This is a genomic window from Mesorhizobium delmotii (assembly GCF_900149755.1).
GTDB classification, from domain to species: domain Bacteria; phylum Pseudomonadota; class Alphaproteobacteria; order Rhizobiales; family Rhizobiaceae; genus Mesorhizobium; species Mesorhizobium delmotii.
The window spans coordinates 1,184,164-1,206,960 of sequence record NZ_FUIG01000013.1; the positions used below are offsets into that span (position 1 = coordinate 1,184,164).

A 22,797-nucleotide genomic window follows, 5' to 3' on the forward strand; every position below is an offset into this window, starting at 1 on the left:
TTCTCCTCTATGTTCTGTCCTCTATGTCCTGCCTCGTTGCACCGTTTTCTTACGGCGCGCTGGTTGTTGGTCCTGAGATAGATTAGGACCTGATTTCGAATGGTGAGAGTTACAAGTGTGACGGGATTCCGATGGACTCGCTGATCACCGCTGCGGCGCGCGCCCTCGCAACGGGTGATCCCCTCGGCGCATTGAAACGGGTCGCTCTGCGGGACGATGCGCCTGCGCTTGCGCTGCGCGGCATCGCGATGGCGCAGCTCGGCGATCTCGTTCGAGCAAAGGCTCTCCTCAAAAGTGCTGCGCGCGCCTTCGGTCCGAAAGAGGCCGTGGCCCGCGCGAGGTGCGTCGTCGCCGAAGCCGAGATCGCACTCGTCTCGCGCGACCTGGGCTGGCCGGCGAAGGCACTCGACGCCGCGCGGTCGACGCTTGAAAAGCACGGCGACCACGTCAATGCCGCGCATGCGCGCAATCTCGAGGCTCGGCGCCTGCTCCTGATCGGACGCCTCGATGAGGCCGAGAGCAGGCTCGCCGGGTTCGACCCGACAACGCTCCCACCCGCGTCGAAGGCCGCCCACGAGTTGGTGATTGCGGGGCTCGCGATTCGCCGCCTCCGGACCAAGGCGGCGCGCGTTGCGCTCGCGCGGGCCGAGCACGCCGCGCGCCAGGCGGACATTCCCGCGCTGACGGCCGAGGTTGAAGGCGCATCGCTCGTGATGAACACGCCCGCGGCGCGCCTGATCGCCCGTGGTGAGGAGCGCCCGCTCCTGCTTGAGGAGGTCGAAGCGCTGCTGGCGTCGGGGGCGCTCGTCGTCGATGCCTGCCGCAATGTCGTGCGTGACGCCGGCATGATCGTCTCGCTCGCGACGCGCCCGGTCTTGTTCGCGCTTGCGCGCACGCTGGGCGAAGCCTGGCCCGCAGACGTGCCGAGGAGCACACTCGTCGCCCGCGCCTTCGGCGGCAAGCACGCTGATGAATCGCATCGCGCCCGTTTGCGGGTCGAAGTCGGCCGGCTTCGCGTAGAGCTGCGGCCACTGGCGGATGTGAGCGCGACCAAGCGAGGCTTTGCGCTTAGGCCGCGCCGCCCACGCGATGTCGTGGTGCTGGCGCCGCCCGTCGACGAGCAGCATGCAGCGGTGCTCGCCTTCCTCGCCGACGGCGAGTCGTGGTCGAGCTCGGCGCTCGCAATTGCGCTCGGAGCCAGCTCGCGCACCGTGCAGCGATCGCTCGAGCAGCTTGCGGCAGCAGGCAAGGTGCAGTCGTTCGGTCGCGGGCGAGCGCGTCGTTGGATGACCCCGCCCGTGCCAGGATTCCCGACAATCTTGTTACTCCCCGGCTCGCTGTCGGGCTACTAGGATAGAAGCATGAAGCGATCTGCAGCCGAAGTCCTCCGCGAATATGGACCCTTTCCGGGTGTCGACCAGGTGGCTGGGGTTACGTTCGACGGTCAGCACGTCTGGTTTGCGTCCGGAGACAGGCTGAACGCCTTGGATCCTGCGAGCGGGAAGGTGGTGCGCGCGATCGATGTCGCCGCGCACGCAGGAACGGCCTTCGACGGTCAGCACCTGTTCCAGATCGCCGAAGATCGCATCCAGAAGATTGATCCCGACACCGGCCGCGTGCTCGCCACGATCCCGGCGCCAGGTGGCGGCGGCGACTCCGGGCTCGCCTGGGCCGAAGGGTCACTTTGGGTTGGGCAGAATCGCGGTCGCAAAATCCATCAGATCGATCCCCAGACAGGGGCAGTTCTTCGCACAATCGATTCCAACCGTATCGTCACAGGGGTCACCTGGATCGACGGCGAACTCTGGCACGGCACCTGGGAAGGTGACGAGAGCGACGTCAGGCGGATAGATCCTGAAACGGGAAAGGTCCTGGAGAAGCTCGATATGCCGCCTGGAACAGGCGTGTCGGGGCTCGAGTCCGATGGTAGCGATCGGTTCTTCTGCGGCGGTGGAAACAGCGGCAAGGTGAGAGCCATCCGCCGGCCGAGGCGAGGCTCCACGAGCAAGTAACCGAAGCGGCGCTCGCGGGCGCGCTTTCCCCTGTGACGAACCGATTGGACCGCACGGCAATGAGAAGCAGCGCAAACCTGAAGCGATGGAATTGCAACTTTAGGTAGTTTCAACTTGGACAGGTGAAGCCCGCCGCCAAGGCGGTTTTTTGTCTCGGGGTTTCGGCGCCATCTTTCACAGGCCCGCGAGATCGAGGCTGGCGGCACGAGTTGACCTAACCGTCAGCCACTTGAGGCGTGGCTAAAAAAGCGCGTTTTGTCAAACTGAGTTCGAATCGCTGTTGGGCTTGTCGCGGCGCTCGACGATGTAGATGTGGTCGGCGACCAGGACCACATCGCCATGCTGGTTGATCACCTCGCAGCGTTCGATGACCCGGCCTGAATCCGGCCGCTTGGGGTCGTCTTCCCTGGCCGAGATGGTGGTGCGGGTCTTGATCGTATCGCCGATGAACACCGGCTTGATGAAGCGCAACCTGTCATAGCCGTAGGAAAAGGCGACCGGGTTGATGACGCTTGCCGTCAGCCCGACGCCGATCGAGAAGACTAGCGTGCCATGGGCGATGCGCTGTCCGAACGGCGTCGTCTTCATGAACTCGGCGTCCATGTGGTGAGGAAAAAAATCGCCGGTATGGCCGGCGTGAACGACGAAGTCGGTCTCGGTGATGGTGCGCCCACTGGTCATGCGCGACGAGCCGATCTGGTAGTCTTCGAAATAGACAGTCTGCTCCATGTCAGGGCCTCGCCGCGATCGGTGTTGCCGGCGCCGCGCTCGATTGGTAGGCGGCCTCGACCAGCGCCATGGTGTTCCAGCCGTCCTCGACGGAACTGACAAGCTCGGTGTCCTCGCCTGAGGCATAGCGCTGGACGTTGGCCATGCGGCCGACAAAGGCATCCGGAAACCATTCGCCGACGAGCGGCACCGTAATCCAGTCGGAGCCGCCCTTCGGATAGATTTCAAGGATATCAGGCTCGCCGCGCGGATAGTCGAGATTGAGTCCGAGTTTGAGATAGGCGGCGCCCTCGGTGCCGCAGATGCGGAACTCGCAAGCCTGGTGTTTTCGGCCAAATTTATGATCGTGATTGATCGACAGCGCACAGCGTACCGTGTCGCCATAGTCAAGGATCGCGCTGGTGCGCGTTTGCGCAACCTTGTGGCCGGGATGACCGAGCGTCTTGGCGTGAACGCCTCCGGGATCGCCGAGCAATTGCCGGATCAGGTCGAGATAGTGGATCGAATGCATGGCGATCTCGACGCGCGGCGCCTTCAACAGGAACTCCCAGAGCTGCCAAGGCGTCGCCAGCGCCAGCCATGCGTCGAAATCGACCACGTCGCCGAGCCAGCCCCTGGCGATCGCATCCTTCAGCGCCAGCATCATCGGCGCGAAGCGGAGTTGGAAATTCACCGCCGCCTTCAGGTTTTTGGAGCGGCAGATTTCGAGGATCTCGGTCGCCTCGGTGAGATCGCTGCCCATCGGCTTCTGGATCAGCGCCACCGCACCGTCGGGCAACGCCCTGAGCACGCCGGCATGACGAGCCGGCGGCGTCGCCAGATCGAAGACGGCGTTCTCGATCGCCGCGGCCTCCTCGACCGACCGGTAAGCGGTGACACCCCATTTCTGCGCCAGTCTTTCCGCCTTTGCATGGTCGGGATCGAAAACCCCGGCGACCGGGAAGCCGGCTTTCCCATAGGCCGGGAAATGCGCATCGCCGACGATCGACCCGGCGCCGAAAATCACAATCGGCCTGGGCTTCGACGGCTTCGCCCAGGACTGGCAGAGCGACGCAGGATCGAAAACGCCGTCAGTCATGATGGAAGACTTCGTCCATCGATGCCCACCACTCGCCTTCCCCGCGCGTCGACAGCGGCTCCTGGCAAGGCATGCACAGCGCCCACCATTCCTGCGTCTTGGGATCGGCGGCCATCTTCGCCATGTCGGCGGCATAGTCGGTGCCGTGGTATTCGAAGGTGCTGAACAAAAGGTGCTCCGGCTCCTTGAGGTAGATCGAATAATTTTTGATGTTGCAGGCCGAAATCATCGCAAGGACTTCAGGCCAGACGGCGGCGTGAAGCCGCACATACTCGGCGACCTTTTCCGGCTTGAGGCCGAGCACCATTCCCATCCGCTGCATGTCCGGCTCCCGTTTCGCTGTGGCCGTTGTGCATTCCGCGATGCTTCGCGTTGCACCGGCGGTGATCTTTGCCCACTATTTACATACAAACAAATAATTTACACAATCGCCAAGCCGGTGGTCCTTTCGGATGCTGACCACGAGGAGTGACTATGGCGGAGGACGAGGACGAGGACCGTTATCGCGCCCCGGCGCTCGACAAGGGGCTCGACATCCTCGAGCTTCTGGCCGGCGTCGACGGCGGCCTGACGCAGGCGGAAATCGCCAAGAAGCTCGACCGCAGCCCCAATGAGTTCTACCGTATGCTGGACCGGCTGGTGCGACGCGGCTACGTCACGCGGCCCGACGGTGATCGTTATTCGCTGACCCTCAAGCTGTTTGGCCTGGCGCAGTTGCACGCGCCGGTGCGGCGGCTGGTTTCCTATGCGACGCCGCTGATGCGTGAACTTGCCGAAACCTCGCAGCAGGCAAACCAGCTTGTCGTCTTCGACCGTGGCTCTGCCGTGGTGATCGCCCAGCAGGAAGCTCCGCACTATTGGGGCATTTCGATTCGCGTTGGCGCGCATGTCAGCCTGTTCGACACCGGCTCCGGTCATGTGCTGCTGGCGTTCCGCTCGCTGGAAGAGCGGCAGATGATGATCTCCGAACATCTGCGCAGCACCCACAAGCCGCCTCAATCGCCGGAATTCTTTGCCCGTCTCGAGCAAATCCGGCAACGCGGCTATGAAATGATGGCATCGATGCAGACCGCTGGTGTATTCAACCTGTCGGCGCCTGTGCTTGGCTCGGACGGCAGGGCGATCGCCGCGCTGTCGATCCCCTACATAACTCTGATCAACCCACCCAAGGCGCCCGACATTACGAGGACGATAGAATTGCTGCTGGCAGCAACCGAAAAGCTATCGCAACTGGCGGGAGCCGCGGCCAAACAGGCGAAATAGATTCTTGTCTGAATGACCAATTTCTACGTGAGATGATTTTGAAAACGCCGAAGGAGGAGCGCGTCGTCATGATCTTCGATACCCATCTGCACCTGATCGACCAGTCGACACTGCGCTACCCCTGGCTTTCCGGCGTGCCGGCGCTCAACCGCGATTTTTCCTACGACGAATATGCGATCCAGGCCCAGCGTGCCGGCATAGAGGGCGCATTGCATATGGAAGTCGATGTCGATCCAGCCGACATCGAAACCGAGACCAGCCATGTGAAAGCGCTGTCGCAACAGAAGGACAGTCTGCTGCGCGGGGCGATCGCCTCCTGCCGTCCGGAGGAGCCGGACTTTGCCGCCTATATCGAGCGCCAGCGCGCCGATCCTTTCGTCAAGGGTTTTCGCCGTGTGCTTCACGTCATGCCGGACGAGCTTTCGGAAGGCGCGCTGTTTCGCGAAAACATCAAACGGCTTGCCGGCACGCAATTGACCTTCGATCTTGTCGTCCTGCCGCACCAAATCCCCAAGGCGATTGCACTCGCCGATCTCGCGGCGGACGTGCAGTTCGTGCTAGACCATTGCGGCGTGCCCGACATCAAGGGCAGCAGTGAGCATCCCTGGCGCGAGCATATGGCGGAGATTGCGCGCTGCCCGAACGTCGTCGGCAAAATTTCCGGTGTGGTCGCCTATGCGGACACTGGATCGTGGACTGTCGAAACGCTGCGTTCCTATGTGGAGCACACCATCGAATGCTTCGGCTGGGACCGCGTCGTGTGGGGCAGCGACTGGCCGGTCTGCACGCTTGGCGGCGGGCTTGCGACCTGGGTGGCGGCGACGCACGCGCTGCTTGCCGGTGCAAGCCTCGATGAGCGGCAAAAGCTGCTCTCCGGCAATGCGAAGCGGCTTTGGAGTTTGTAAGCGGCTTCAGATCGTCGCCGACGTGCCTCTCGCGACCATAGAACGACACAAGCAGCACGATCACCAGGCCAAGTGCAGCCTGCACGGTCGACGGCCGGAAGCCGAGGCCGATCAGCAGCGTGGGTTGCCGCGGATCAGACTGTTCATGTTCTCCTTCGTTTAGTTTGGTTTCAGGATTCTCCACCGGCAGCGCCGGGTGCCGGGAAACTCTCCACAAACAGGCGATTGAGATCGGCAACGACGCGGCCGGCATCGTGCTTCTCGGTCAGGCCGAGATTGATGCGATCGGAGGCCGCCTGCTGGAATGTCATGTAGCCATCATGGCGTGGCCTGACCCAGGCACCCTCGAGCGTGGCGCGGGTATCCATGTAGAAATTACCGGTGGCTGCGTTGACGGCTGCATCGTCCCAAGCTGCGGCATGGCCTGGCTGGCCGCCGGCCGACGCATAGGGGCCGCGCTGCACCTCGCCGCTGGCGATCCAGTAGGCAAAGTCGATGGCCGCCTGCTTCGCCTTCGAAAAGGCCGACACGGCAATGCCGGTTCCGCCGAGCGCCGAGCCGACCGGACCGGCATTGCCCTCAGCCGGAATGTCCGCGAAGGCAAGGCGGTTGCTCCGAAAGCCGGCGATGGCATAGGAGACATAGCCATAGATCAGCGGCGCGCAGGCGATCCGTGAGCCGGACCTGGCCATTTGCTCCAGGATGTCGATCGGGTCCATGCCGAGGCAGGCCGGATCGACGAGAGCCGCGACCTCGCGCATCATCTCGAAAACGCGGCTGCCCATGTCAGGATTTACGTGGGCGCCAGGCTCTTCGACGGCGGGCCGGCCGAAATTGCCGGAAAGCGTGTAGAACACCATCAGCGAATGCGGCGGCCTCATCGGCAACAGCACGCGACCTTGCCGCGCCAGGTCGAGCACGTCGGACCAGTTCGCCGGGGCGGCGGAAAGCATGTCCGGCCGCCAGGCCTGCACCTGGCTCGCCGTGTCGATCGGAAACGCCCACTGCCGGCCCTGCCAGTTGTAGCTCGGATAGGACCGGCCGACGCTGCCCGCCGCCAGCGCCGCGCGCTCCGCTTCGCGGCCAACGACATCGAGCGGCGCCAAACAATTCTCGGCGGTGATCTGGCCGACATGCGGGTGATCGATGACGATCAAATCGTAGGCAGGGGCCAGTTCTTCGACCGAAAAGGATTCGAAATCCTGCAGCGAGCGCTTGTCCCATTCTATGGTGACGCCGGTGCGGTGCTTCCACAGCGCCGAACAGGCGACCATCGGATCGTAGCCGCGTGGATGGCTCCAGGTCATGCCTTTGAGCGTCACGTCGCTCACAGTCCGAATTCCTTGCGGATCTTTGCGCTGTGCTCGCCGATGCGCGGCGCGGCCCGCTCGACCTTGGCGCGGACGCCATCGACCCTGAGCGGCGAGCGCGTGGTGAGGATCGAGACGTCATCCTCGCGCGTCACCGTCTGCAGCATGTCGAGCACCTGAAAACCTTCGCTGGCCATCATTTCCGGCCAGGTCAGCACCTTGGCGCACCAGGTGTCGGCGGGCTCGAGGATGGCAAGCCATTCGTCGACGGTTTTCGTCGCGATTTTTTGCCCAATGATCGCCTTGATCTCGTCGCGGGCGGTGAACCAGCTCGACGGCTGACCGCGATAGGGCGCAAGCTGTTCGAGTTCCAAAAGGTCGGCCAGCTTCGCGACCGGCGTCATCGCGATCGCCAGATAGCCGTCCTTCGCCGGATAGACGCCGTAAGGCGCCGACAGATAGGCATGGGCGCTGCGGAACCCCGATCGCCGCGGCAGCCGGCGTCCGTCATTGAGATGCGTGGTCAGCACCTCGAACTGGAAGTCGACCAGCGCTTCGAGCAGGCTGGTCTCGACATGGCTGCCAGTGCCGGTCACGCCGCGCCGCACCAGTGCGGCAAGGATGCCTTGCGCTGCGGCGGAGCCCGCCAGCATGTCGGCAATCGCCAGGCCGAACGGCACTGGCCCCTGGTCCTCGTCGCCGTTCAGCCACATCACGCCGGAGCGGGCTTGCGCCAGCAGATCCTGCCCAGGCCGCTTGACCCAGGGGCCTTCCTCGCCATAGCCGCTGATCGAGGCATAGACCAGGCGCGGATTGATCTTGCGCACCGCCTCAAAGTCGAGGCCCAGGCGCTCGATGACGCCGGGGCGGAAATTCTGGATCAGCACGTCGGCCTTGGCCAGCAGGCCGCGCAGCGCCGCAAGATCGGCCTCGTCCTTGAGGTCGATGGCAAAGCTTTCCTTGGCGCGGTTGATGGCGTGGAAGATTGTAGAGTCGCCGCCGATCTCGGTGTCGCTGAGATAAAGCCGGCGCGACAGGTCACCGCCATCCGGCCGCTCGATCTTGATGACGCGGGCGCCAAGGTCGAGCAACCTCAGCGAGCAGTAGGGCCCGGACAGGAACTGGCTCATGTCGACGACGACGAGCCCGGTCAGCGGCAATTCGGCAATGGCGGCCATTGCCTATTTCTCCGTCTTGCCGGCGAAATCGGCCGGCTTGCGGTACTTCACCGGCTGCAGGTGCTCGCAATAAAGCACGAGCTCTCCTTCGCGATCGCCAGTGCCGACGAACCGTGGAACAGCGAATTGCACGATCTAGCCTCCCGTCAATCTTCTTTTGTGAATGGACTTTTCACATATGGGATTGCGTGGCAAGCGTGAACAGGCGAAATTTCGCGCGAATCCGCAGCAGCCAACGCCGGCGGAACAAGGGAGGATTTATGCGGAATGCCTGTCTGGTCTTTGTCGGCAGTCTCAACCGCGAGGCGCCTTATTTTCAGGGCGCGCGCGGCGTCGGGCTCGGCGTCTACAGCTTCGACGAAGAGACGCTGGAGACGAGGAAACTGACTGAGACGGGTGACATCGACAATCCGACCTTCCTGTCGGTGACGCCGGACGGCTCCCACGTCTATGCCAATTCCGAGGTGCTCACCTGGCGCGAAGGCGTGGTCTCGGCCTACCGCTTTGACAGGCAAACCGCCGCGCTCTCCTACATCAACAAGCAGCCGACGCTCGGCAGCATCACGGCGCACAACACCATCACGCGCGACGGAACGAAGCTGCTGGTCGCCAATTACGGCATCGGCGAAGGCGGTCCCGATCGCTCGGTCGTCGTCTATGGGCTGCGCGAGGACGGTGGTCTGACCGCGCCGTTGTCGAGCGTTACCCATACAGGGACTGGTCCCGACGCAGCTCGTCAGGAACGCCCCCATGCTCACAGCGTCACCGAGACGATTGCCGGCGGCGTGGCGATCGTCGCCGATCTCGGCATCGATCGGCTTGTCTCGTACCGCATCGGGCGTGACGGCAGCCTTACCAGACTGGCGGAGTCGGTGCTTGCGCCCGGCGCCGGCCCACGTCACGTGGCGCTGCACCCAGGCGGGCGCTTCGTATTCGTGATGAACGAACTGGATTCAACGGTGGCGTCGCTTGCGCTCGACGATACGTCAGGAAGGCTCTCGGTCATCGACACGAAGCCGGCGGTCCCGGAGCAGGCGCGCGACGGCAATCATTGCGCCGATATCCAGATCTCGCCCGATGGCCGCTTCCTCTACGGTTCCAACCGCGGCCATGACAGCGTTGCGGTGTTTTCTGTCGACCAGCAGACTGGCACGCTCGCGCTCGTCGACTATGCGCCGTGCGGGGGCGCCACGCCGCGCAATCTGGCACTGACGCCCTCGGGCGGCCATCTCTTCTCGGCCAACCAGAACGCCGACCGCATCTCGATTTTCGCGCGCGACGCGGCCACGGGGCGGCTGGCCGACACCGGGCGATCCATCGATGTCGGAACGCCGATGTGCGTGAGGATCGTGCGTTGAAAGTCACGCTGTCTCCTTCCAGCAGCGAGGGCGTGCACGGTCCTGTGATTTCGGCTGAGCCATCAGCGTGGTAGCTTCCAGTCGTTCCGCTGCGGAGTCGTCATGCGTACCAAGCTGCTAGAAATCACCCTTGCTATGCTGCTGCTGGTTGGCGGTCTTCCAGCCGGCCATGCGGAAGTGGCCGAGCGGCCGTCGCCTTCGGGCGGCGTTCTGTCGCTCCTTCCGCCGCCCCAGGTCTCTGATCAGTCGATCGTCATCGCGGGACGTACGCTCAACTATCAGGCAAGGGCCGGCACGCTGTCGTTGCTAGCGGGCAAGGGCGACGTCACCGCGGAAATCTTTCATGTCGCCTATACGCTGCGTCCCGAGCCAAGCCGGGAACCTGATCCCCAGCGCCCGATCACGTTCGTATTCAACGGTGGTCCCGGAGCAGCTTCCGCCTATCTGCATCTCGGCGCGTTCGGTCCGCGCGTCATGGCGACGGCGGCTAATGGAAGTTTTCTCCCATCGCCGCAGAGGCTTTTGGACAACCCGAACACATGGCTCGACATGACCGACCTGGTCTTTGTCGACCCGGTCGGAACGGGTTACAGCCGCGAAGCACCCGGAACCGAGGCGCGCAGCTTCTGGGGCGTCAACCAGGACGCCGCCGCGATGGGCGCCTTCATCCGGCTCTATCTGGCGCAGGCGGGCCGCACGGCGTCGCCAGTGTTTCTGGCCGGCGAAAGCTATGGTGGGTTTCGGGCGGCACTGCTTGCCAAGACGCTTCAGGATGATATCGGCATCAGTCCTCGCGGCATCGTGCTCATCTCGCCGGCGCTCGAATTCACACTCGTGCGGCCCGACGGGTTCCAGCCGCTCCACTGGGCGCTTGAGCTGCCGTCGCTGGCGGCGGTGCGCCTGCGCAGCGAAGGCGTCACCGGTTCCGAACTGCAGGAGCGGTTGGCCGATGTCGAACGCTATGCACTTGGCGACTATCTCGTCGCGCTTGCCAGCGGGCTCGAACAGGGTGGGCGCCTGGCGAGCCCGCGCGTTGCCGAAATCACCGGCCTGCCGCTCGAACTCGTCAAACGAAACTTTGCACGCATTCCCACCGCCCTCTTCGCCAAGGAGTTTGCGCGGGCAAGGGGCAATGTCCTCAGCGCCTATGACGGCACGATCGAAACCGCAGACATCGCTCCGGAAAGCCCAAGGCCTCGCGGCCCTGATCCGGTGCTCGACCGAAGTGTGCCGGCGCTCACATCCGCCTTTGTCAGCTATGTGCGTGAGGAACTGAAATTCCGCACCGATCTAAGCTACCGGCTTCTCAACCGTGAAGTCAGCGGCAATTGGGATTACGGGACGAGCCCGACGCGACAGGGCTATGTCGGGGTGATGGATGACCTTCAGCAGGCTCGCGTGCTAAATCCCGGCCTCGGCATTTTGATCGTCAACGGCTACACCGACCTGGTGACACCCTATCTGGTGTCACGCTACCTGGTCGGCCAGGTTCCTTCGCTTCCCGGCGCAAAGCCCATCCGCGTCGACCTGCTGGAAGGCGGCCACATGATGTATTTCAGGCCAGACAGCCGGCGCGCGCTGAGAGAGGCCGCGTCCGAGCTTTACCAAGCGCCGAAATGAAACGGTTGAAGCCGGGTACAAATGATCTGGATGAGATCGTAGCCGCCTCTTCGCATGAGCGACGGACAAGGCAAGGCGAACTGGAGAGACGAGCAAGTCGATGACATCTCAGAATGCAGAACTGACCTGGCTCAACCCGCCACCGCATCATGCTTTCGGCGACAGCTCCGTGCATGTGCGGACCGGCAAGGAGACCGATTTCTGGCGCGAGACGTTTTATGGCTTCTGGCGCGACAATGGCCACTTCCTCTACCGGCAGGTCGAGGGCGACTTCAGCGCCGAGGTCACCGTCAAGGGGGACTACAAGGTGCTCTATGATCAGGCCGGTTTGATGGTCCGGCTGAGCGAGACGCACTGGGTCAAGGCCGGCATCGAGTTCACCGACGGGCTGGCATATTTTTCCGTCGTCGTCACCAATGATGCTTCCGACTGGTCGTTGGTCAGCATCCCGGCTGGTCCGGACGGCGTCAGGATCCGGCTGACCCGCCATGCCGGGACCATCCGTGTTCAGTATCTTGATGCCTCCGACCATCACTGGAAGCCGGTGCGGCTCGCCTACTTCCCGCCCTCGAAAACAGTCGATATCGGCATGATGTGCTGTTCGCCGCAACGTGAAGGTTTCGAAGTCACATTCAGCGATTTTTCGGTCGGCCCGGCGATCTCGAGGGAACTCCATGACTGATGCGTCGTGTGCCTATACAGCCAGGGAGGAAATCCGCGAAGGATCAGACATTTGGCCGAAACGGATTGGCGATACGCAGCCCTTCGTCGAGCGCCATCCCATGTTGCATGTCCTCCGACCACAGTGTGTCGCAGTCAGCGTGAAGCGCTGCGGCGGCGATCATGGCATCGTAAATGGAAAAATTGTAACGCTCGGCCAGCGCCAGCCCGGTCTCGTGCGTCTCGATGGTGACGGGATGGACGGTCAGCAGGCCGCGTAGCGTCGCCAGAAACGTGTGGGTCTCCATCCACGACAGCCGCATCTTGCGGCGGGCGACATTGGAGAGCTCGTTGAGAACTTGCACGCTGATCGCGCCGCCAGCGGCGATGGCCATCTCCGCCTGGTCGGCTTTTACGGAATCGCCCGACGCGATATAGACAAGGACATTGGTGTCGAAGAAGCTACCGGGCATTCGCCTCATCCCGATCGAACTTGAAATCGGCGGGAAGGCGACCGCGGAAGGCGCGAAGCCGCTTCAGCAATTCCTCGCGCGCAGGTTTGCGCGCGACGCCGAGTCGTCGGGCTTCAGCGACATGGATCTCAATCTCATCGCCTTCTTTGAGTTCGAGGGCCTCGACCACAACGGCAGGAAGACGGATGGCGAGGCTGTTGCCCCATTTGGCGACTTGCATCACACTCTCCTATGGATATACGTTAAGCGATATGTATATCCATAGGAAGCTGGGATCAAGAGATCGCTCGATGCCGAAGCTATTGCTGCTGGATGCAAAGACCGTTTCATTCCAACAGAGTTCATCGGGCTGAAAGTCCAGATCCAGAAGCATCCGTCAGCGCGAATGCTTGAAGGTTTCGCCAAACCAGTTCCGCCACTTGGGTTCGCCCTCTGCGGCGCGCTGCTCGGCGTCGTCGCCATAAAGATACAGGGCCATGCTGGCATTTGCGCTGCCGTCGGTACCATAGGTTCCGATCAGGGCGATGCCGGGAGCAGGCGCATTCAGGCGCAGCACGACGAATCGCTGCTTGTCGTCCTGCCGCACGCGTTCGACCATGCCGGATAATCTCTCCGGCTGTTGCGGGCCGCTCCGCTCCTCACCGACGTTTGCGCCGGCCAGACCGAGCGTCTCGGTGAGCCGCCTCCAAGTCGAGAGCTGGCCGGCCTGCGTGTTGGCCATGACGCTGAAGCTGGCGGCCTTTTCGCCGGCGAAGTGCGACAGGTAAACGCGCAGCACCTCGAAAAAGCCGGGCCAGCCGCTCTCGAATCCTTCCAACTGATCGTCCCAGTCGTCAGTCGAGGCAAATACGAATGGACCATGCGAACAACGCAACGATCACCCGACCGGCTGGTCACGGTGATCTCCGTTGCGACAGGCGGCGCGCCTTCGCTCCACTCGCGTTCGACATAGCCGAAACGGAACGGCGGCTCCCAGATCGTCACTTCGCCGGTGGAGGCTCCATTGGGACCGAAGTCGAAATGAAGCCTGCCGCCGACATGCTCGTCGATCGTGGTTTTTGTGAACCAGGCGGTGTTGCCGGGACCTGTTGCCATTGCCCGCCACACCTGCTCTGGCGTCCCGGGCGTGATGAACTCCATCTCGACCCAACGCTTTCCGGTTTCGTCTTTCTTGATTGGCATGGGAACTCCTTTCAAGGTTTGGCATCGCCAGGGGCGGGGTACGACGCCACTACTGGCCGACAGGCGGTCGTTGGCGCGTCCCGATCGACCGCTATAGGACCCAGCGCCACCGGTAAGATGACATACGACGATGCAGTTGCGACCATCAGGCGTTCGGATAGACCGACCCATTGGCGTTTCTCCGCCGGCTGGACCAGCTTGCAGTCTTCCAGCGCCGCAAATGATACTTCACTCTTTGCCGCGTGAGGCCGAGCCGACTAGCAAGCGAAGCGGCCGATGCAGGTTCCGCAAGCTCCTGGATCAAGCGGGTTTTCATGGGGTCTAAGGCCAGCGCCGCCGCTGCCGGTATCTTAATGACGTCAAACTCAAGCACATTCTTTTTCTCATTGACAAAATATTTTGTCAAGGCAGGGCTATGGCGCATCGTTGCCTTGTCAAGCAATCTGCGCGCCCGTAATCAAGCCGCGCCTGTCACTGCTCCTAATGTGCGCGCACCAGCGGCAACTTTGCCGTCATGGGGCTGCAAGTCGGCGGAACTCAGGCTTTTGGCCTCTGACACCATCGCGGTGGCAATTTGTTCTGGAAGGCCGCGCCGGGCGTGGAAACATACGTCACGGTCGGGACCCTCGACCGGCCGACAGGCCTTCGTCTCGGCGAACATATTTATGTCGGCTCGAAATCCGACTTTTACGATCTGACCGACGGTCCTGCCTTAGGAATACGAGTGGTAGGACCTGAATCGCCAATCCGCCGCACTAGAATCCGTACCACACCAGAATCCGTAAAGGAGAAGCTCCATGACATCGGACGTGGCAATTATCGCTGGAGCAGGACCGGGGCTGAGCGCCTCGCTTGCACGTCTTCTCGCCAAGGAGGGATTTCGCGTGGTCCTGGCTGCCCGCAACGTCGGCAAGCTGAGTACGCTGGTCGACGAGACCGGAGCGTTGGCGGTCGTCGATATCGGCATGATGTGCTGTTCGCCGCAACGTGAAGGTTTCGAAATCACATTCAGTGATTTTTCGGTCGGCCCGGCGATCTCGAGGGAACTCCATGTCTGATGCGTCGTGGCACCGGATCGGGGCGCCGCTTTCACAGCAGCATCGTTCCGACAGGCGAATAGGCGGCAAGGTGATCGTCTCAATCCGACCGGAATCCTTCCGCTTCAACCGGGACAACGACACCACGCAATCGGCGGTGGGACGGGTCGAGGACGTCATCTTCATCGGCAGCAGGTCTTTCTACACTATCTGCCTGGCCGACGGCGTTCGCGCCGTCGGCAGCCATCCACGATGCGATCGAAGACGAAATAGACGAAAGCCGTCATTCCAATCAATCCGCGTGAAATGACGTTGTTGCACTCGAGGCTTACTGCTGTACCTTCAAGGTTAAGGAGGCGTGAGCTTTTATGCTGCTTGAGCGAGAGGGGCCACTTGGAACTTTGTTGGCCAGCGCCGAGAGAGCTGCGGCCGGACACGGCGGGACCGTGCTGGTGGACGGCGAAGCGGGCGTCGGCAAGACTTCCCTCCTGCGCGAATTCGCGGAAAACGCGGACAGGAATTACCGGATGCTGTGGGGCTGGTGCGAGGCGCTCTTCACACCGCGCCCGCTCGGTCCTCTTCAGGACATGGCGCACCTGCTAGACCCCCGCGTGGCGGAGCTGCTCGAGGAGACCGCGGCGCCGGAGCGGCTTTTTCCGGCGTTGTTGAATGCGCTTCAGCACACCAAGGGCACGACCGTGCTCGTCTTCGAGGACATGCAATGGGCCGACAATGCGACACTTGACCTGGTAAGATACCTCGGTCGCCGCGTCTCCCTGCTTCGCACGATGCTGGTGCTCAGCATGCGCAGAGACGAGATAAGTGCCGATCATCCTCTGACCCATGTGCTCGGCGACCTTCCGTCCGCCTCGGTGAGCCGCGTGACCCTGGAACCGCTGTCTTCCCAGGCGGTGACGGTGCTGGCCGAGCAGGCCGGCCGCTCCGCCGACGGGCTTTATCGCATTACCGAGGGCAATCCCTTCTTCGTCACCGAACTCCTGTCTAGCAGTGAGGTCGAATCGGGGCGCGTGCCCGATTCCATACGCGATGCGGTCTGGTCGCGCTTGTCGCGCCTGACCCCAGGAGAGCGCGAGGTGCTGGAGGTCATGAGCATCATGCCGGGCAGCGTTGAGCCGTGGCTGATCCGGGCACTTCTCGGGGACGAGACCGAAGTTCTCGTGGATCAGTGCGTGGGACGGGGATTGCTGCGGCGGGATGTTCAAGGCGCGCTGACGTTTCGCCACGAGCTTGCCAGGGAAGCGACGCTCGACCGCCTCGCTCCGTCTCTCCAACGGTCGCTGCATGCTAAAGTCGAAGCGGCACTCTCCGAACTTCCGGCGGCGCAGGCAAGCGCTCTACTTTCGCGACGGGTGCACCATGCCGGCGGCGCCGACAACGGCGAACGCGTCCTGGAACTCGCGCCGCAGGCCGCCGAGCAGGCCGCGCGTCTGGGCGCGCATGGAGAGGCGGCTTCACATCTGGCGACCGCACTCCGATACGTTTCAGAGGCTCCGTCGGCGCTGGCTGCCCAGCTTTGTGAAGACTGGGCCTACGAGGCGGGCCTGTCACTGTTCGTCTACGATGAAATCATCGAGGCGCGGCATCGCGCCATTGCGATCTGGCGGGAGCTTGGGCGCATCGACAAGGTCGGGGCCAATCTGCGCTGGCTGTCGCGTCTCCACTGGCGCCGCGGAGAGGGGCAGGAGGCGGAAGACTACGCGGATCAGGCAGTGCGTGAAGTGGAGAACCTGCCGCCTGGGCCGGAACTGGCGATGGCCTACAGCACGCGCTCGCAGCTACACATGCTGCATTATCGCTTCAACGAGGCGATCGAATGGGGCGAGCGCGCGATCAGCCTGGCGGACCGGTTGGGTGAGGTCGAGACACGCGTCCACGCCCTGAACAATGTCGGCACAGCGCTGATGTTCGCCGACCGCCCGGGCGGGCGCGAGCGGTTGGAGGAAAGCCTTACCCTGGCGCTCGATCACGGGTTTCACGACCATGCGTCGCGAGCCTATACGAACTTCGCCGAATGCGCGGTAGTGGCCAAAGACTTCGCCTTGGCCGAACGGCTGCTCGCGGAAGGGATTGCGTATTGCGCCAGGCACGACCTCGATTCGGCGGCGCAATACCTGCTCGGCCGGCAGGCACAGCTTCGTACCGAGCAGGGCCGCTTTCGCGAGGCCGAGACGATTGCCCAAGGCGTCATGAATCTGGAACGCCTGCCGATGGTGATGCACCTGCCGGCTCTGACGGAACTCGGCAGGGCGCGGATCCGGCTGGGTGAGCCCAGTGGCGCGGCCCTGCTGGAGCAGGCGCTCCAGGAGGGTCTGACGACCGGCGAGGCTCAACGCGTCATACCGGTTCGCTTGGCGCTGGCCGAGGCCGCCTGGCTTGCCGAGGAGCCCGGCGCCGGCCACGAGCAGCTGACGGCCCTCACCGAAATGGACCTCGACAATTTCCGTCCCTGGGATATCGGTGAACTGGCAGTCTGGTGGCAGCGCTGCGGAATGGCGGGATCGCTGCCGGTGCCGGCCGGCCGCATTCCTTTGCCGCAAGCATTGGAACTCCGCGGCGACCCGATGGCGGCCTCGGCAGAATGGTCCCGCCTGGGTCTTCCCTATGAGTCAGCGCTCGCCCTCATGCAGGTCCGCGGAACCGATGCCGGCGCGGCGCTGGCTCGCGCCGTGGCTACATTCGAGGGCGTCGAAGCGCGCCCCGCGGCAGCGCTGGCGCGAAAGCTGGCGCAGCGCATCGGAGCTGCCAATCAGCTGCCGAAGCAGCGCCGGGGGCCATACACCGTGGCTAGGCAGCATCCACTGGGCCTGACGAGGCAAGAACAACAGGTACTCACAATGATCGCTCAAGGTTTGGGCAACAAGGAGGCGGCACGGCGTCTGTCGCGCTCGCCGCGGACAATCGAGCACCAGGTTTCCGCCGTGCTCGGCAAATTCAACGCAGCAAACCGGATGGAAATTCTGCTCCGCCTTCGCGGCGAGCCCTGGCTTTTGCCGTCGGCAGACGCGCTGCAAGTCCGTGAAAACTAGGCAAGCCCGTGAAAACTAGGAGATCAGCTGCCGGGAAACTAGGTGACAGTACCGATGTGCGCGAATGCCCCCGCGCATAGGTTGCGCTTGTGAGTTTGGAATAGACTGCGAAGCAGTCCATGAGCTCGCCAATCGGAGAGAATAGCAATGATCAGATATTCTACCGCATTTGCGACGGTCTTGCTCGCCACCACGAGCGTGGCCGCGGCCTCGGAACTTGCGCCGGGGAACGGCCACAGCATCCATTTCGGCCACGTCAAAGGCGTCGTCTACTACACGGTCGAGCAGGACGGCTACCGGGTCGTTGCGACCCTGGCTTCAGGGGCCGATGCGCAGCCGATGCGGTTCGTCTCCACGCTCGGACCGGGGCAACACATGGTGATCTCCTTGCCTCAAGCCGTCGGTCAGCCATCTCTCGATTTCGAGATCATGCGGGACGGCACCACGGTTCTCGTGAGCGAGCCCGCTGCCACTCCGATGGCCGATCCGATGGAACAAGCAGCGATCCAGGACGCTCTCGACCGGTGAGCCGGTAATGGGCCGCCGCTCAGCGCGGTCTCGACGGGTGAAACGATGCAGGCCCGCACCGAGGGCCCGGTTGCGAACGGCCCGGCAGATCAAAGCCTTGGACGCCGAGCCGCCGTACATCGAGTGCTTCCTCGAAGTCCACGAGGTTTCCTATGACCAGGGATCGAAATGGCGCTCCTTGCCTTCACTTCATTCAATGCGGTTACCCGTTCTCAGATGGCAGCAATTGTCCGGGATACGAACGGTGCGACTGCGGTCTCTTATTGGACCTGGAGCCTTTTCGCCGCATCGCATCTTTCCACTGTTGTCGCCTACACCGCTCGTAGCGGTGCGGGACTGGCAGATGGTGACGGCGCTCGCGATCAACGCTGTTTGCTGCATTTCCATCATCCTGCTCGGTTTCATAAGCGCCGTGAGCATCGGAGCCACCGCCGACTGAATGGCGAGACCGCTGCGTACAAAAACGCGTCGTTCCCGACGGGCGCCTATCCGCTGGAACCGCACGAAAATTGGGTAATTCCCGCAAAAGCAAGAACACGCCCGCGAAAACTGGGAAACCGGCCGCCCAAAAATGGGTGATGGCACCGATTTGCGTACCCGCCGGCACGCATAGAGTTGGGCTCGCAGCGTGAAAGACTTTCCCAAGATCATTCACGCCTTCCTGATCCGAAGGAAGAGGGCAGTGGGGTGAGGCACAGGAAGCCGCCGACGGCGTCGAAATCGCGCGCCGTCGGTGGGTGCGCCCACCGATCCTTCAAGTCGGTAGCGCCGCCCCTCTGCGATCCACGCAAAGATCAGGAGGGTGCCGTTCGAATTCGCCCTAATCCCGCAGCAGATCGAACATCAGTTTGAAGAAGCCGTCCGCATCGACCTCGTGCGCGATGCGGACATTGTCCTTTTCGCTACGCAGGGGCCATTCACCACACCTGCGGCTGTGCTGGCGCCGAAACCCTCAATGCCATAACAATCCGACGGGACCACTCGATGGGGCGGATCACGGAGGACCGGATGGCGACTGGACGTTGTCTCTGCGGCGGCGTGCGCTACAAGATTGCAGGCGAGCTTACTCAGCCGATCGCCCTGTCACTGCTCAATGTGCGCGCACCAGCGGCAACTTTGCCGTCATGGCGGGCTGCAAGTCGGCGGACCTCAGGCTTCCGCCCTCTGACACCTTGAATTGGTACCAGTCATCGGAAAGTGTCCAACGCGGCTTCTGCTCACATCGCGGTGGCAATTTGTTCTGGAAGGCCGCGCCGGGCGTGGAAACATACGTCACGGTCGGGACCCTCGACCGGCCGACCGGCCTTCGTCTCGGCGGACATAATTATGACGGCTCGAAATCCGATTTTTACGATCTGACCGACGGTCTACCTCGGAAACACGAGTGGTAGGACCTGAATCGCCGCACTAGAATCCGTACCATACCAGAATCCGTAAGGGAGAAGCTTCATGACATCGGACGTGGCAGTTATCGCGGGAGCAGGGCCGGGGCTGAGCGCTTCGCTTGCACGTCTTCTCGCCAAGGAGGGCTTTCGCGTGGTCCTGGCTGCCCGCGACGTCGGCAAGCTGAGCGCGCTGGTTGACGAGACGGGCGCGCGGTCGGTCGAGACGGACGTTGCCGATGTCGCGTCGGTCGAAAACCTGTTCGACGTCGCCGACAAGGCCGGTCCTCTGTCGCTTGTGGTTTTCAACGCCAGCGGCCGCGCCCGCGGACCGATCGCCGACCTCGAACCCGAAGCGGTCAGACAGGCATTGCTGGTCGGCGCCTATGGCGGGTTCCTGGTCGGCCAGCAGGCCGCGCGCCGGTTGCTTTCCCGCGGCTCCGGCTCGATCCTGTTAACCGGCGCCACCGCCAGCGTCAAAGGGTTTCCGGGTTCGGCCGGCTTTGCCATGCCAAAGTTCGGCCTGCGCGGACTGGCCCAATCCATGGCCCGCGAACTTGCGCCGAAAAACATCCATGTCGCGCATTTCATCATCGACGGTGTGATCGCGCCGAACGAGCCCGGACAGGCCGGCGAACCCGACCGGCAGGATCGCCGGCTGTCTCCGGACGCGATCGCCGAAACCTATCTCGCAATCCACCGGCAGCATCGCAGCGCCTGGACTTGGGAGCTCGAACTCAGGCCGTGGGTCGAAAATTTCTGAGTCTCGGCCGGACTGCAATTTGTACATATGGTTGCCATGATGCCTTCGTGCCATGGAGCAGCCGTTCGGACGTTATTTGCCTGCCGGCCGCCAAACGCAGCGCTGACTTTCTTCCATTGGCGTCGAGATTGGATCGAACGTTGCTTTGATCGCAACGACCTGCGTGTCACCGTAGAGGCCTGATCCAAGCCTGAGGCAGGAGGAGGTTGACCATGGCCAGGATTGTACCCGTGCTCGATCTCAGCCGTCTCGAACAGGGCGCGTCGGAGCGTCGGACCTTTCTGTTCGACCTGCGCACGGCGGCCCGCGATGTCGGCTTCTTCTATCTCAGCGGCCACGGAATTTCGGCTGTGGAGATCAACGAGGTGCTCGACGCCTCGGGCCGGTTCTTTGCCTTGCCGGAAGCCGACAAGCTGGCCATCGAAATGGTCGAGTCCCCGCAATTCCGCGGCTACACGCGCACCGGTGGCGAACTGACCAGGGGCAAGGCCGATTGGCGCGAACAGCTCGACATCGGCGTCGAGCGTCGACCCACACCACAGGGGCCGGGCATTCCTGCCTGGACGCGGCTGCAAGGGCCGAACCAGTGGCCTTCGGCCCTGCCGGAACTCAGGCCGGCGCTGCTGGCATGGCAGACCAAGGCGACGGCGGTGGCGATCCGCCTGCTGAAGGCTTTCGCGCTGTCGCTCGACCAGGTCGAGGACGCTTTCGATCCGATCTATAGCGGTGAGCCCAACCACCGCATGAAGATCGTGCGCTATCCCGGACGCGACGCAACCGGCGGCGACCAGGGCGTCGGCGCGCACAAGGACGGCGGTTTCCTGACGCTCCTGCTTCAGGACGAGAATAAGGGACTGCAGGTCGAATATGACGGAAGCTGGGTGAATGTGGATCCCATCCCCGGAACGCTGGTGGTCAACATCGGCGAGCTCCTCGAACTGGCATCGAACGGTTATCTCAGGGCGACGGTCCACCGTGTCGTCACGCCGCCGGCCGGTGTCGAGCGGATTTCCGTTCCGTTCTTCTTCAGCGCCCGGCTCGATGCGACGATCCCGTTGCTCACCCTGCCTGAAGAACTGGCTGCCGAGGCGCGCGGACCGGCGAGCGATCCGGACAACCCGCTGTTTCGCGACGTCGGAACCAACGTGCTGAAAAGTCGCCTGCGCTCGCATCCTGACGTGGCGCGCCGGCACTATGCAGATCTCCTTGAGACGGGGGCGTCGCCCGTCTGAAGACGTCAGAGCAATAGAACAGGAATTTTCGTTATCCCGCCGGCTTTTGGAATTTGGTTCGTCGCCAACGCGCCCAAACAAGCTCAAACAGGTAAGACCGTTCGACGGTTTCCTCCCATTCCGTTGAACGGCGTTCCCCTCTGAAGGTTGTAACCTTCTTTTGGCCGGGCCGTATTCGAGCCCGGCCATTTTTTTCGTGCGATTTCGGCAAATCAGCTGTGGTCGTCGAACCATGAACTGGGACTGCCGGCTTTGCCGTAAGCGATCCATATGCGCCTGCCTTCCACACTGCGTCGCGTGGGAGGCGGCAGATGCAGAAGGGTGCGGGACCGAAAAAGCCAGGTGGCGTCACATGACAGCCGACGCCCTGTTGTCGCCGGCAGCGTCCGGCTTCGTGTTCGGCGTCGGGCTTATCTTTTCCCTCGGCCCCCAGAACCTCATGCTGATCCAGGCGGGACTGACGCGCAGCCACCCCTTTGCGGTCGCTTCCACCGGTTACGTCTCGGAAATCGCTTTGGTGACCATGGGAATCGGCGGGCTTGGAACGCTGCTGACGCACCATCCCGCAATCTCCGGTGTCCTGCAGGCGGTATGCGCCGTATTCCTCGCCTGGTGGGGCGCGCGCACCTTGCTCAACATCAGCCGCAAACGCAGGACGGCAGCTGCCACAACAGGCGGCAAGTCCCGATCTCGGGCGATCGGGTCGATGCTTGCCGTCACCTGGCTCAATCCTCTGGTTTGGCTCGAGGCGATGTTTCTCGTCGGCGTTCTCTCGTTCAGCTACGGCAGCGAGGAACAGGCGGGGTTCGCAGCCGGGTTCCTAACGGCTTCCGCAATCAAGTTCTATGGCTGGAGCCTGGCCGGGGTGAGCCTGTCGCGCCGCTTCGACCGCCCGATCTACCGCAGGCGGATGGACGCGATCGCCGGTCTCGTTCTGATCCTGGCAGCCCTTCTCTTGGCTGCAAACATCCTGAACGGAGCTTGAGTGATGACCGCCAGACCGACGATAGCCCAGGATTTCGTGAGACAGCGCGGCATAT

The 22,797-nt window shown here is 62.9% G+C and carries 24 protein-coding genes and 3 pseudogenes; 17 read left to right on the plus strand and 10 right to left on the minus strand.

Annotated features, from left to right (window positions below; genetic code table 11):
* Positions 1–131 precede the first annotated feature (131 nt).
* Together BQ8482_RS07130 and BQ8482_RS07135 are read left to right on the plus strand one after the other, a co-directional pair.
* Positions 132–1,352 (plus strand): helix-turn-helix domain-containing protein, encoded by a 1,221-nt coding sequence (locus BQ8482_RS07130; protein ID WP_123146819.1) that lies wholly within the window; start codon positions 132–134, stop codon positions 1,350–1,352.
* A 9-nt stretch (positions 1,353–1,361) separates the two neighbouring features.
* Positions 1,362–2,012, plus strand: a complete 651-nt coding sequence (locus tag BQ8482_RS07135) for a Vgb family protein (RefSeq protein ID WP_123146820.1) — start codon at positions 1,362–1,364, stop codon at positions 2,010–2,012.
* Positions 2,013–2,270: 258 nt separating this feature from the next.
* On the opposite strand, the gene BQ8482_RS07140 is transcribed toward BQ8482_RS07135, so the two are convergent.
* From BQ8482_RS07140 to BQ8482_RS07150, 3 genes are read right to left on the minus strand one after another with little or no spacing between them, the layout of a single operon-like run.
* Complete coding sequence (locus BQ8482_RS07140) at positions 2,271–2,741, minus strand: MaoC/PaaZ C-terminal domain-containing protein (RefSeq protein ID WP_123146821.1); 471 nt, start codon at positions 2,739–2,741, stop codon at positions 2,271–2,273.
* A 1-nt stretch (position 2,742) separates the two neighbouring features.
* Complete coding sequence (locus BQ8482_RS07145; RefSeq protein ID WP_123146822.1) at positions 2,743–3,819, minus strand: Gfo/Idh/MocA family protein; 1,077 nt, start codon at positions 3,817–3,819, stop codon at positions 2,743–2,745.
* On the minus strand, positions 3,812–4,141 hold the full coding sequence (locus BQ8482_RS07150) for an L-rhamnose mutarotase (RefSeq protein ID WP_123146823.1): 330 nt from the start codon (positions 4,139–4,141) through the stop codon (positions 3,812–3,814). Before BQ8482_RS07150 ends, BQ8482_RS07145 begins: the two co-directional genes overlap by 8 nt.
* Before the next feature lie 152 nt (positions 4,142–4,293).
* Here BQ8482_RS07150 and BQ8482_RS07155 point away from each other — a divergent pair, with 152 nt between their 5' ends.
* Together BQ8482_RS07155 and BQ8482_RS07160 are read left to right on the plus strand one after the other, a co-directional pair.
* Positions 4,294–5,082 (plus strand): IclR family transcriptional regulator, encoded by a 789-nt coding sequence (locus BQ8482_RS07155; RefSeq protein ID WP_123146824.1) that lies wholly within the window; start codon positions 4,294–4,296, stop codon positions 5,080–5,082.
* 68 nt (positions 5,083–5,150) lie between these two features.
* Positions 5,151–5,987: an amidohydrolase family protein gene (locus tag BQ8482_RS07160; RefSeq protein WP_123147444.1), complete on the plus strand. Its 837-nt coding sequence runs from the start codon at positions 5,151–5,153 to the stop codon at positions 5,985–5,987.
* A gap of 170 nt (positions 5,988–6,157) precedes the next feature.
* On the opposite strand, the gene BQ8482_RS07165 is transcribed toward BQ8482_RS07160, so the two are convergent.
* The 3 genes and pseudogenes from BQ8482_RS07165 to BQ8482_RS07175 form a co-directional block, all read right to left on the minus strand.
* Positions 6,158–7,318: an extracellular solute-binding protein gene (locus BQ8482_RS07165; protein ID WP_123146825.1), complete on the minus strand. Its 1,161-nt coding sequence runs from the start codon at positions 7,316–7,318 to the stop codon at positions 6,158–6,160.
* Positions 7,315–8,475 (minus strand): CaiB/BaiF CoA transferase family protein, encoded by a 1,161-nt coding sequence (locus tag BQ8482_RS07170; protein ID WP_123146826.1) that lies wholly within the window; start codon positions 8,473–8,475, stop codon positions 7,315–7,317. The genes BQ8482_RS07165 and BQ8482_RS07170 overlap by 4 nt, the downstream gene beginning before the upstream one ends.
* A gap of 3 nt (positions 8,476–8,478) precedes the next feature.
* Positions 8,479–8,565, minus strand: a pseudogene (locus tag BQ8482_RS07175) (amine oxidase); the annotation flags it as partial.
* Positions 8,566–8,735: 170 nt separating this feature from the next.
* On the opposite strand from BQ8482_RS07175, the gene BQ8482_RS07180 reads away from it, so the two are divergent.
* The 3 genes from BQ8482_RS07180 to BQ8482_RS07190 all read left to right on the plus strand — a co-directional run bounded on the left by BQ8482_RS07180 (position 8,736) and on the right by BQ8482_RS07190 (position 12,135).
* Positions 8,736–9,833: a lactonase family protein gene (locus BQ8482_RS07180; RefSeq protein ID WP_123146827.1), complete on the plus strand. Its 1,098-nt coding sequence runs from the start codon at positions 8,736–8,738 to the stop codon at positions 9,831–9,833.
* Positions 9,834–9,935: 102 nt separating this feature from the next.
* Positions 9,936–11,453, plus strand: coding sequence for a S10 family peptidase (locus BQ8482_RS07185; RefSeq protein WP_123146828.1), 1,518 nt, complete (start codon positions 9,936–9,938; stop codon positions 11,451–11,453).
* A 100-nt stretch (positions 11,454–11,553) separates the two neighbouring features.
* Complete coding sequence (locus BQ8482_RS07190) at positions 11,554–12,135, plus strand: DUF1349 domain-containing protein (protein ID WP_123146829.1); 582 nt, start codon at positions 11,554–11,556, stop codon at positions 12,133–12,135.
* Between the two features lie 43 nt (positions 12,136–12,178).
* Here the strand turns inward: BQ8482_RS07190 and BQ8482_RS07195 are convergent, their stop codons facing one another.
* The 4 genes from BQ8482_RS07195 to BQ8482_RS07210 all read right to left on the minus strand — a co-directional run bounded on the left by BQ8482_RS07195 (position 12,179) and on the right by BQ8482_RS07210 (position 14,210).
* Positions 12,179–12,586, minus strand: a complete 408-nt coding sequence (locus BQ8482_RS07195; RefSeq protein ID WP_123146830.1) for a PIN domain-containing protein — start codon at positions 12,584–12,586, stop codon at positions 12,179–12,181.
* On the minus strand, positions 12,576–12,806 hold the full coding sequence (locus tag BQ8482_RS07200; protein ID WP_123146831.1) for an AbrB/MazE/SpoVT family DNA-binding domain-containing protein: 231 nt from the start codon (positions 12,804–12,806) through the stop codon (positions 12,576–12,578). The genes BQ8482_RS07195 and BQ8482_RS07200 overlap by 11 nt, the downstream gene beginning before the upstream one ends.
* A gap of 156 nt (positions 12,807–12,962) precedes the next feature.
* On the minus strand, positions 12,963–13,403 hold the full coding sequence (locus BQ8482_RS38595; protein WP_208867598.1) for a hypothetical protein: 441 nt from the start codon (positions 13,401–13,403) through the stop codon (positions 12,963–12,965).
* Positions 13,404–13,913: 510 nt separating this feature from the next.
* Positions 13,914–14,210 carry a helix-turn-helix domain-containing protein gene (locus tag BQ8482_RS07210; protein ID WP_133254704.1) on the minus strand — a complete coding sequence of 99 codons (297 nt, stop codon included), beginning with the start codon at positions 14,208–14,210 and terminating at the stop codon, positions 13,914–13,916.
* A 355-nt stretch (positions 14,211–14,565) separates the two neighbouring features.
* Between BQ8482_RS07210 and BQ8482_RS38600 the strand changes: the two are divergent.
* From BQ8482_RS38600 to BQ8482_RS07255, 10 genes and pseudogenes are all read left to right on the plus strand, one after another.
* Positions 14,566–14,721: pseudogene (locus BQ8482_RS38600) on the plus strand (SDR family NAD(P)-dependent oxidoreductase); the annotation flags it as partial.
* Positions 14,722–14,826: pseudogene (locus BQ8482_RS38605) on the plus strand (DUF1349 domain-containing protein); the annotation flags it as partial.
* Entirely contained in the window at positions 14,819–15,115 is a 297-nt protein-coding gene (locus tag BQ8482_RS07225; protein WP_244602647.1) for a TOBE domain-containing protein, read from the plus strand. The pseudogene BQ8482_RS38605 and the gene BQ8482_RS07225, both read left to right, overlap by 8 nt.
* Positions 15,116–15,173: 58 nt before the next feature.
* On the plus strand, positions 15,174–17,852 hold the full coding sequence (locus tag BQ8482_RS07230; protein WP_123146834.1) for an ATP-binding protein: 2,679 nt from the start codon (positions 15,174–15,176) through the stop codon (positions 17,850–17,852).
* Between the two features lie 147 nt (positions 17,853–17,999).
* The gene (locus tag BQ8482_RS07235) at positions 18,000–18,380 is read left to right on the plus strand and encodes a hypothetical protein (RefSeq protein WP_123146835.1); all 381 of its coding nucleotides are present in this window, start codon (positions 18,000–18,002) and stop codon (positions 18,378–18,380) included.
* A 168-nt stretch (positions 18,381–18,548) separates the two neighbouring features.
* The gene (locus BQ8482_RS37615) at positions 18,549–18,959 is read left to right on the plus strand and encodes a hypothetical protein (RefSeq protein ID WP_133254705.1); all 411 of its coding nucleotides are present in this window, start codon (positions 18,549–18,551) and stop codon (positions 18,957–18,959) included.
* Positions 18,960–19,182: 223 nt separating this feature from the next.
* A complete protein-coding gene (locus BQ8482_RS38030; protein WP_165848448.1) occupies positions 19,183–19,344 on the plus strand; it encodes a hypothetical protein in 162 nt (53 codons plus the stop codon).
* A gap of 485 nt (positions 19,345–19,829) precedes the next feature.
* On the plus strand, positions 19,830–20,525 hold the full coding sequence (locus BQ8482_RS07245; protein ID WP_123146836.1) for an SDR family NAD(P)-dependent oxidoreductase: 696 nt from the start codon (positions 19,830–19,832) through the stop codon (positions 20,523–20,525).
* A gap of 212 nt (positions 20,526–20,737) precedes the next feature.
* Positions 20,738–21,757, plus strand: a complete 1,020-nt coding sequence (locus BQ8482_RS07250) for an isopenicillin N synthase family dioxygenase (protein WP_123146837.1) — start codon at positions 20,738–20,740, stop codon at positions 21,755–21,757.
* A 352-nt stretch (positions 21,758–22,109) separates the two neighbouring features.
* Complete coding sequence (locus BQ8482_RS07255; RefSeq protein ID WP_123146838.1) at positions 22,110–22,742, plus strand: LysE/ArgO family amino acid transporter; 633 nt, start codon at positions 22,110–22,112, stop codon at positions 22,740–22,742.
* Positions 22,743–22,797 lie beyond the last annotated feature (55 nt).

Excerpts from the sequence above, each read along its gene's own strand:
- BQ8482_RS07130 (WP_123146819.1), top strand. The coding sequence starts at position 132 with ATGGACTCGCTGATCACCGCTGCGGCGCGCGCCCTCGCAACGGGTGAT.
- BQ8482_RS07135 (WP_123146820.1), top strand. The coding sequence starts at position 1,362 with ATGAAGCGATCTGCAGCCGAAGTCCTCCGCGAATATGGACCCTTTCCG.
- BQ8482_RS07140 (WP_123146821.1), bottom strand. The coding sequence starts at position 2,741 with ATGGAGCAGACTGTCTATTTCGAAGACTACCAGATCGGCTCGTCGCGC.
- BQ8482_RS07145 (WP_123146822.1), bottom strand. The coding sequence starts at position 3,819 with ATGACTGACGGCGTTTTCGATCCTGCGTCGCTCTGCCAGTCCTGGGCG.
- BQ8482_RS07150 (WP_123146823.1), bottom strand. The coding sequence starts at position 4,141 with ATGCAGCGGATGGGAATGGTGCTCGGCCTCAAGCCGGAAAAGGTCGCC.
- BQ8482_RS07155 (WP_123146824.1), top strand. The coding sequence starts at position 4,294 with ATGGCGGAGGACGAGGACGAGGACCGTTATCGCGCCCCGGCGCTCGAC.
- BQ8482_RS07160 (WP_123147444.1), top strand. The coding sequence starts at position 5,151 with ATGATCTTCGATACCCATCTGCACCTGATCGACCAGTCGACACTGCGC.
- BQ8482_RS07170 (WP_123146826.1), bottom strand. The coding sequence starts at position 8,475 with ATGGCCGCCATTGCCGAATTGCCGCTGACCGGGCTCGTCGTCGTCGAC.
- BQ8482_RS07180 (WP_123146827.1), top strand. The coding sequence starts at position 8,736 with ATGCGGAATGCCTGTCTGGTCTTTGTCGGCAGTCTCAACCGCGAGGCG.
- BQ8482_RS07185 (WP_123146828.1), top strand. The coding sequence starts at position 9,936 with ATGCGTACCAAGCTGCTAGAAATCACCCTTGCTATGCTGCTGCTGGTT.
- BQ8482_RS07190 (WP_123146829.1), top strand. The coding sequence starts at position 11,554 with ATGACATCTCAGAATGCAGAACTGACCTGGCTCAACCCGCCACCGCAT.
- BQ8482_RS07195 (WP_123146830.1), bottom strand. The coding sequence starts at position 12,586 with ATGCCCGGTAGCTTCTTCGACACCAATGTCCTTGTCTATATCGCGTCG.
- BQ8482_RS07200 (WP_123146831.1), bottom strand. The coding sequence starts at position 12,806 with ATGCAAGTCGCCAAATGGGGCAACAGCCTCGCCATCCGTCTTCCTGCC.
- BQ8482_RS07225 (WP_244602647.1), top strand. The coding sequence starts at position 14,819 with ATGTCTGATGCGTCGTGGCACCGGATCGGGGCGCCGCTTTCACAGCAG.
- BQ8482_RS07230 (WP_123146834.1), top strand. The coding sequence starts at position 15,174 with ATGCTGCTTGAGCGAGAGGGGCCACTTGGAACTTTGTTGGCCAGCGCC.
- BQ8482_RS07235 (WP_123146835.1), top strand. The coding sequence starts at position 18,000 with ATGATCAGATATTCTACCGCATTTGCGACGGTCTTGCTCGCCACCACG.
- BQ8482_RS37615 (WP_133254705.1), top strand. The coding sequence starts at position 18,549 with ATGGCGCTCCTTGCCTTCACTTCATTCAATGCGGTTACCCGTTCTCAG.
- BQ8482_RS07245 (WP_123146836.1), top strand. The coding sequence starts at position 19,830 with ATGACATCGGACGTGGCAGTTATCGCGGGAGCAGGGCCGGGGCTGAGC.
- BQ8482_RS07250 (WP_123146837.1), top strand. The coding sequence starts at position 20,738 with ATGGCCAGGATTGTACCCGTGCTCGATCTCAGCCGTCTCGAACAGGGC.
- BQ8482_RS07255 (WP_123146838.1), top strand. The coding sequence starts at position 22,110 with ATGACAGCCGACGCCCTGTTGTCGCCGGCAGCGTCCGGCTTCGTGTTC.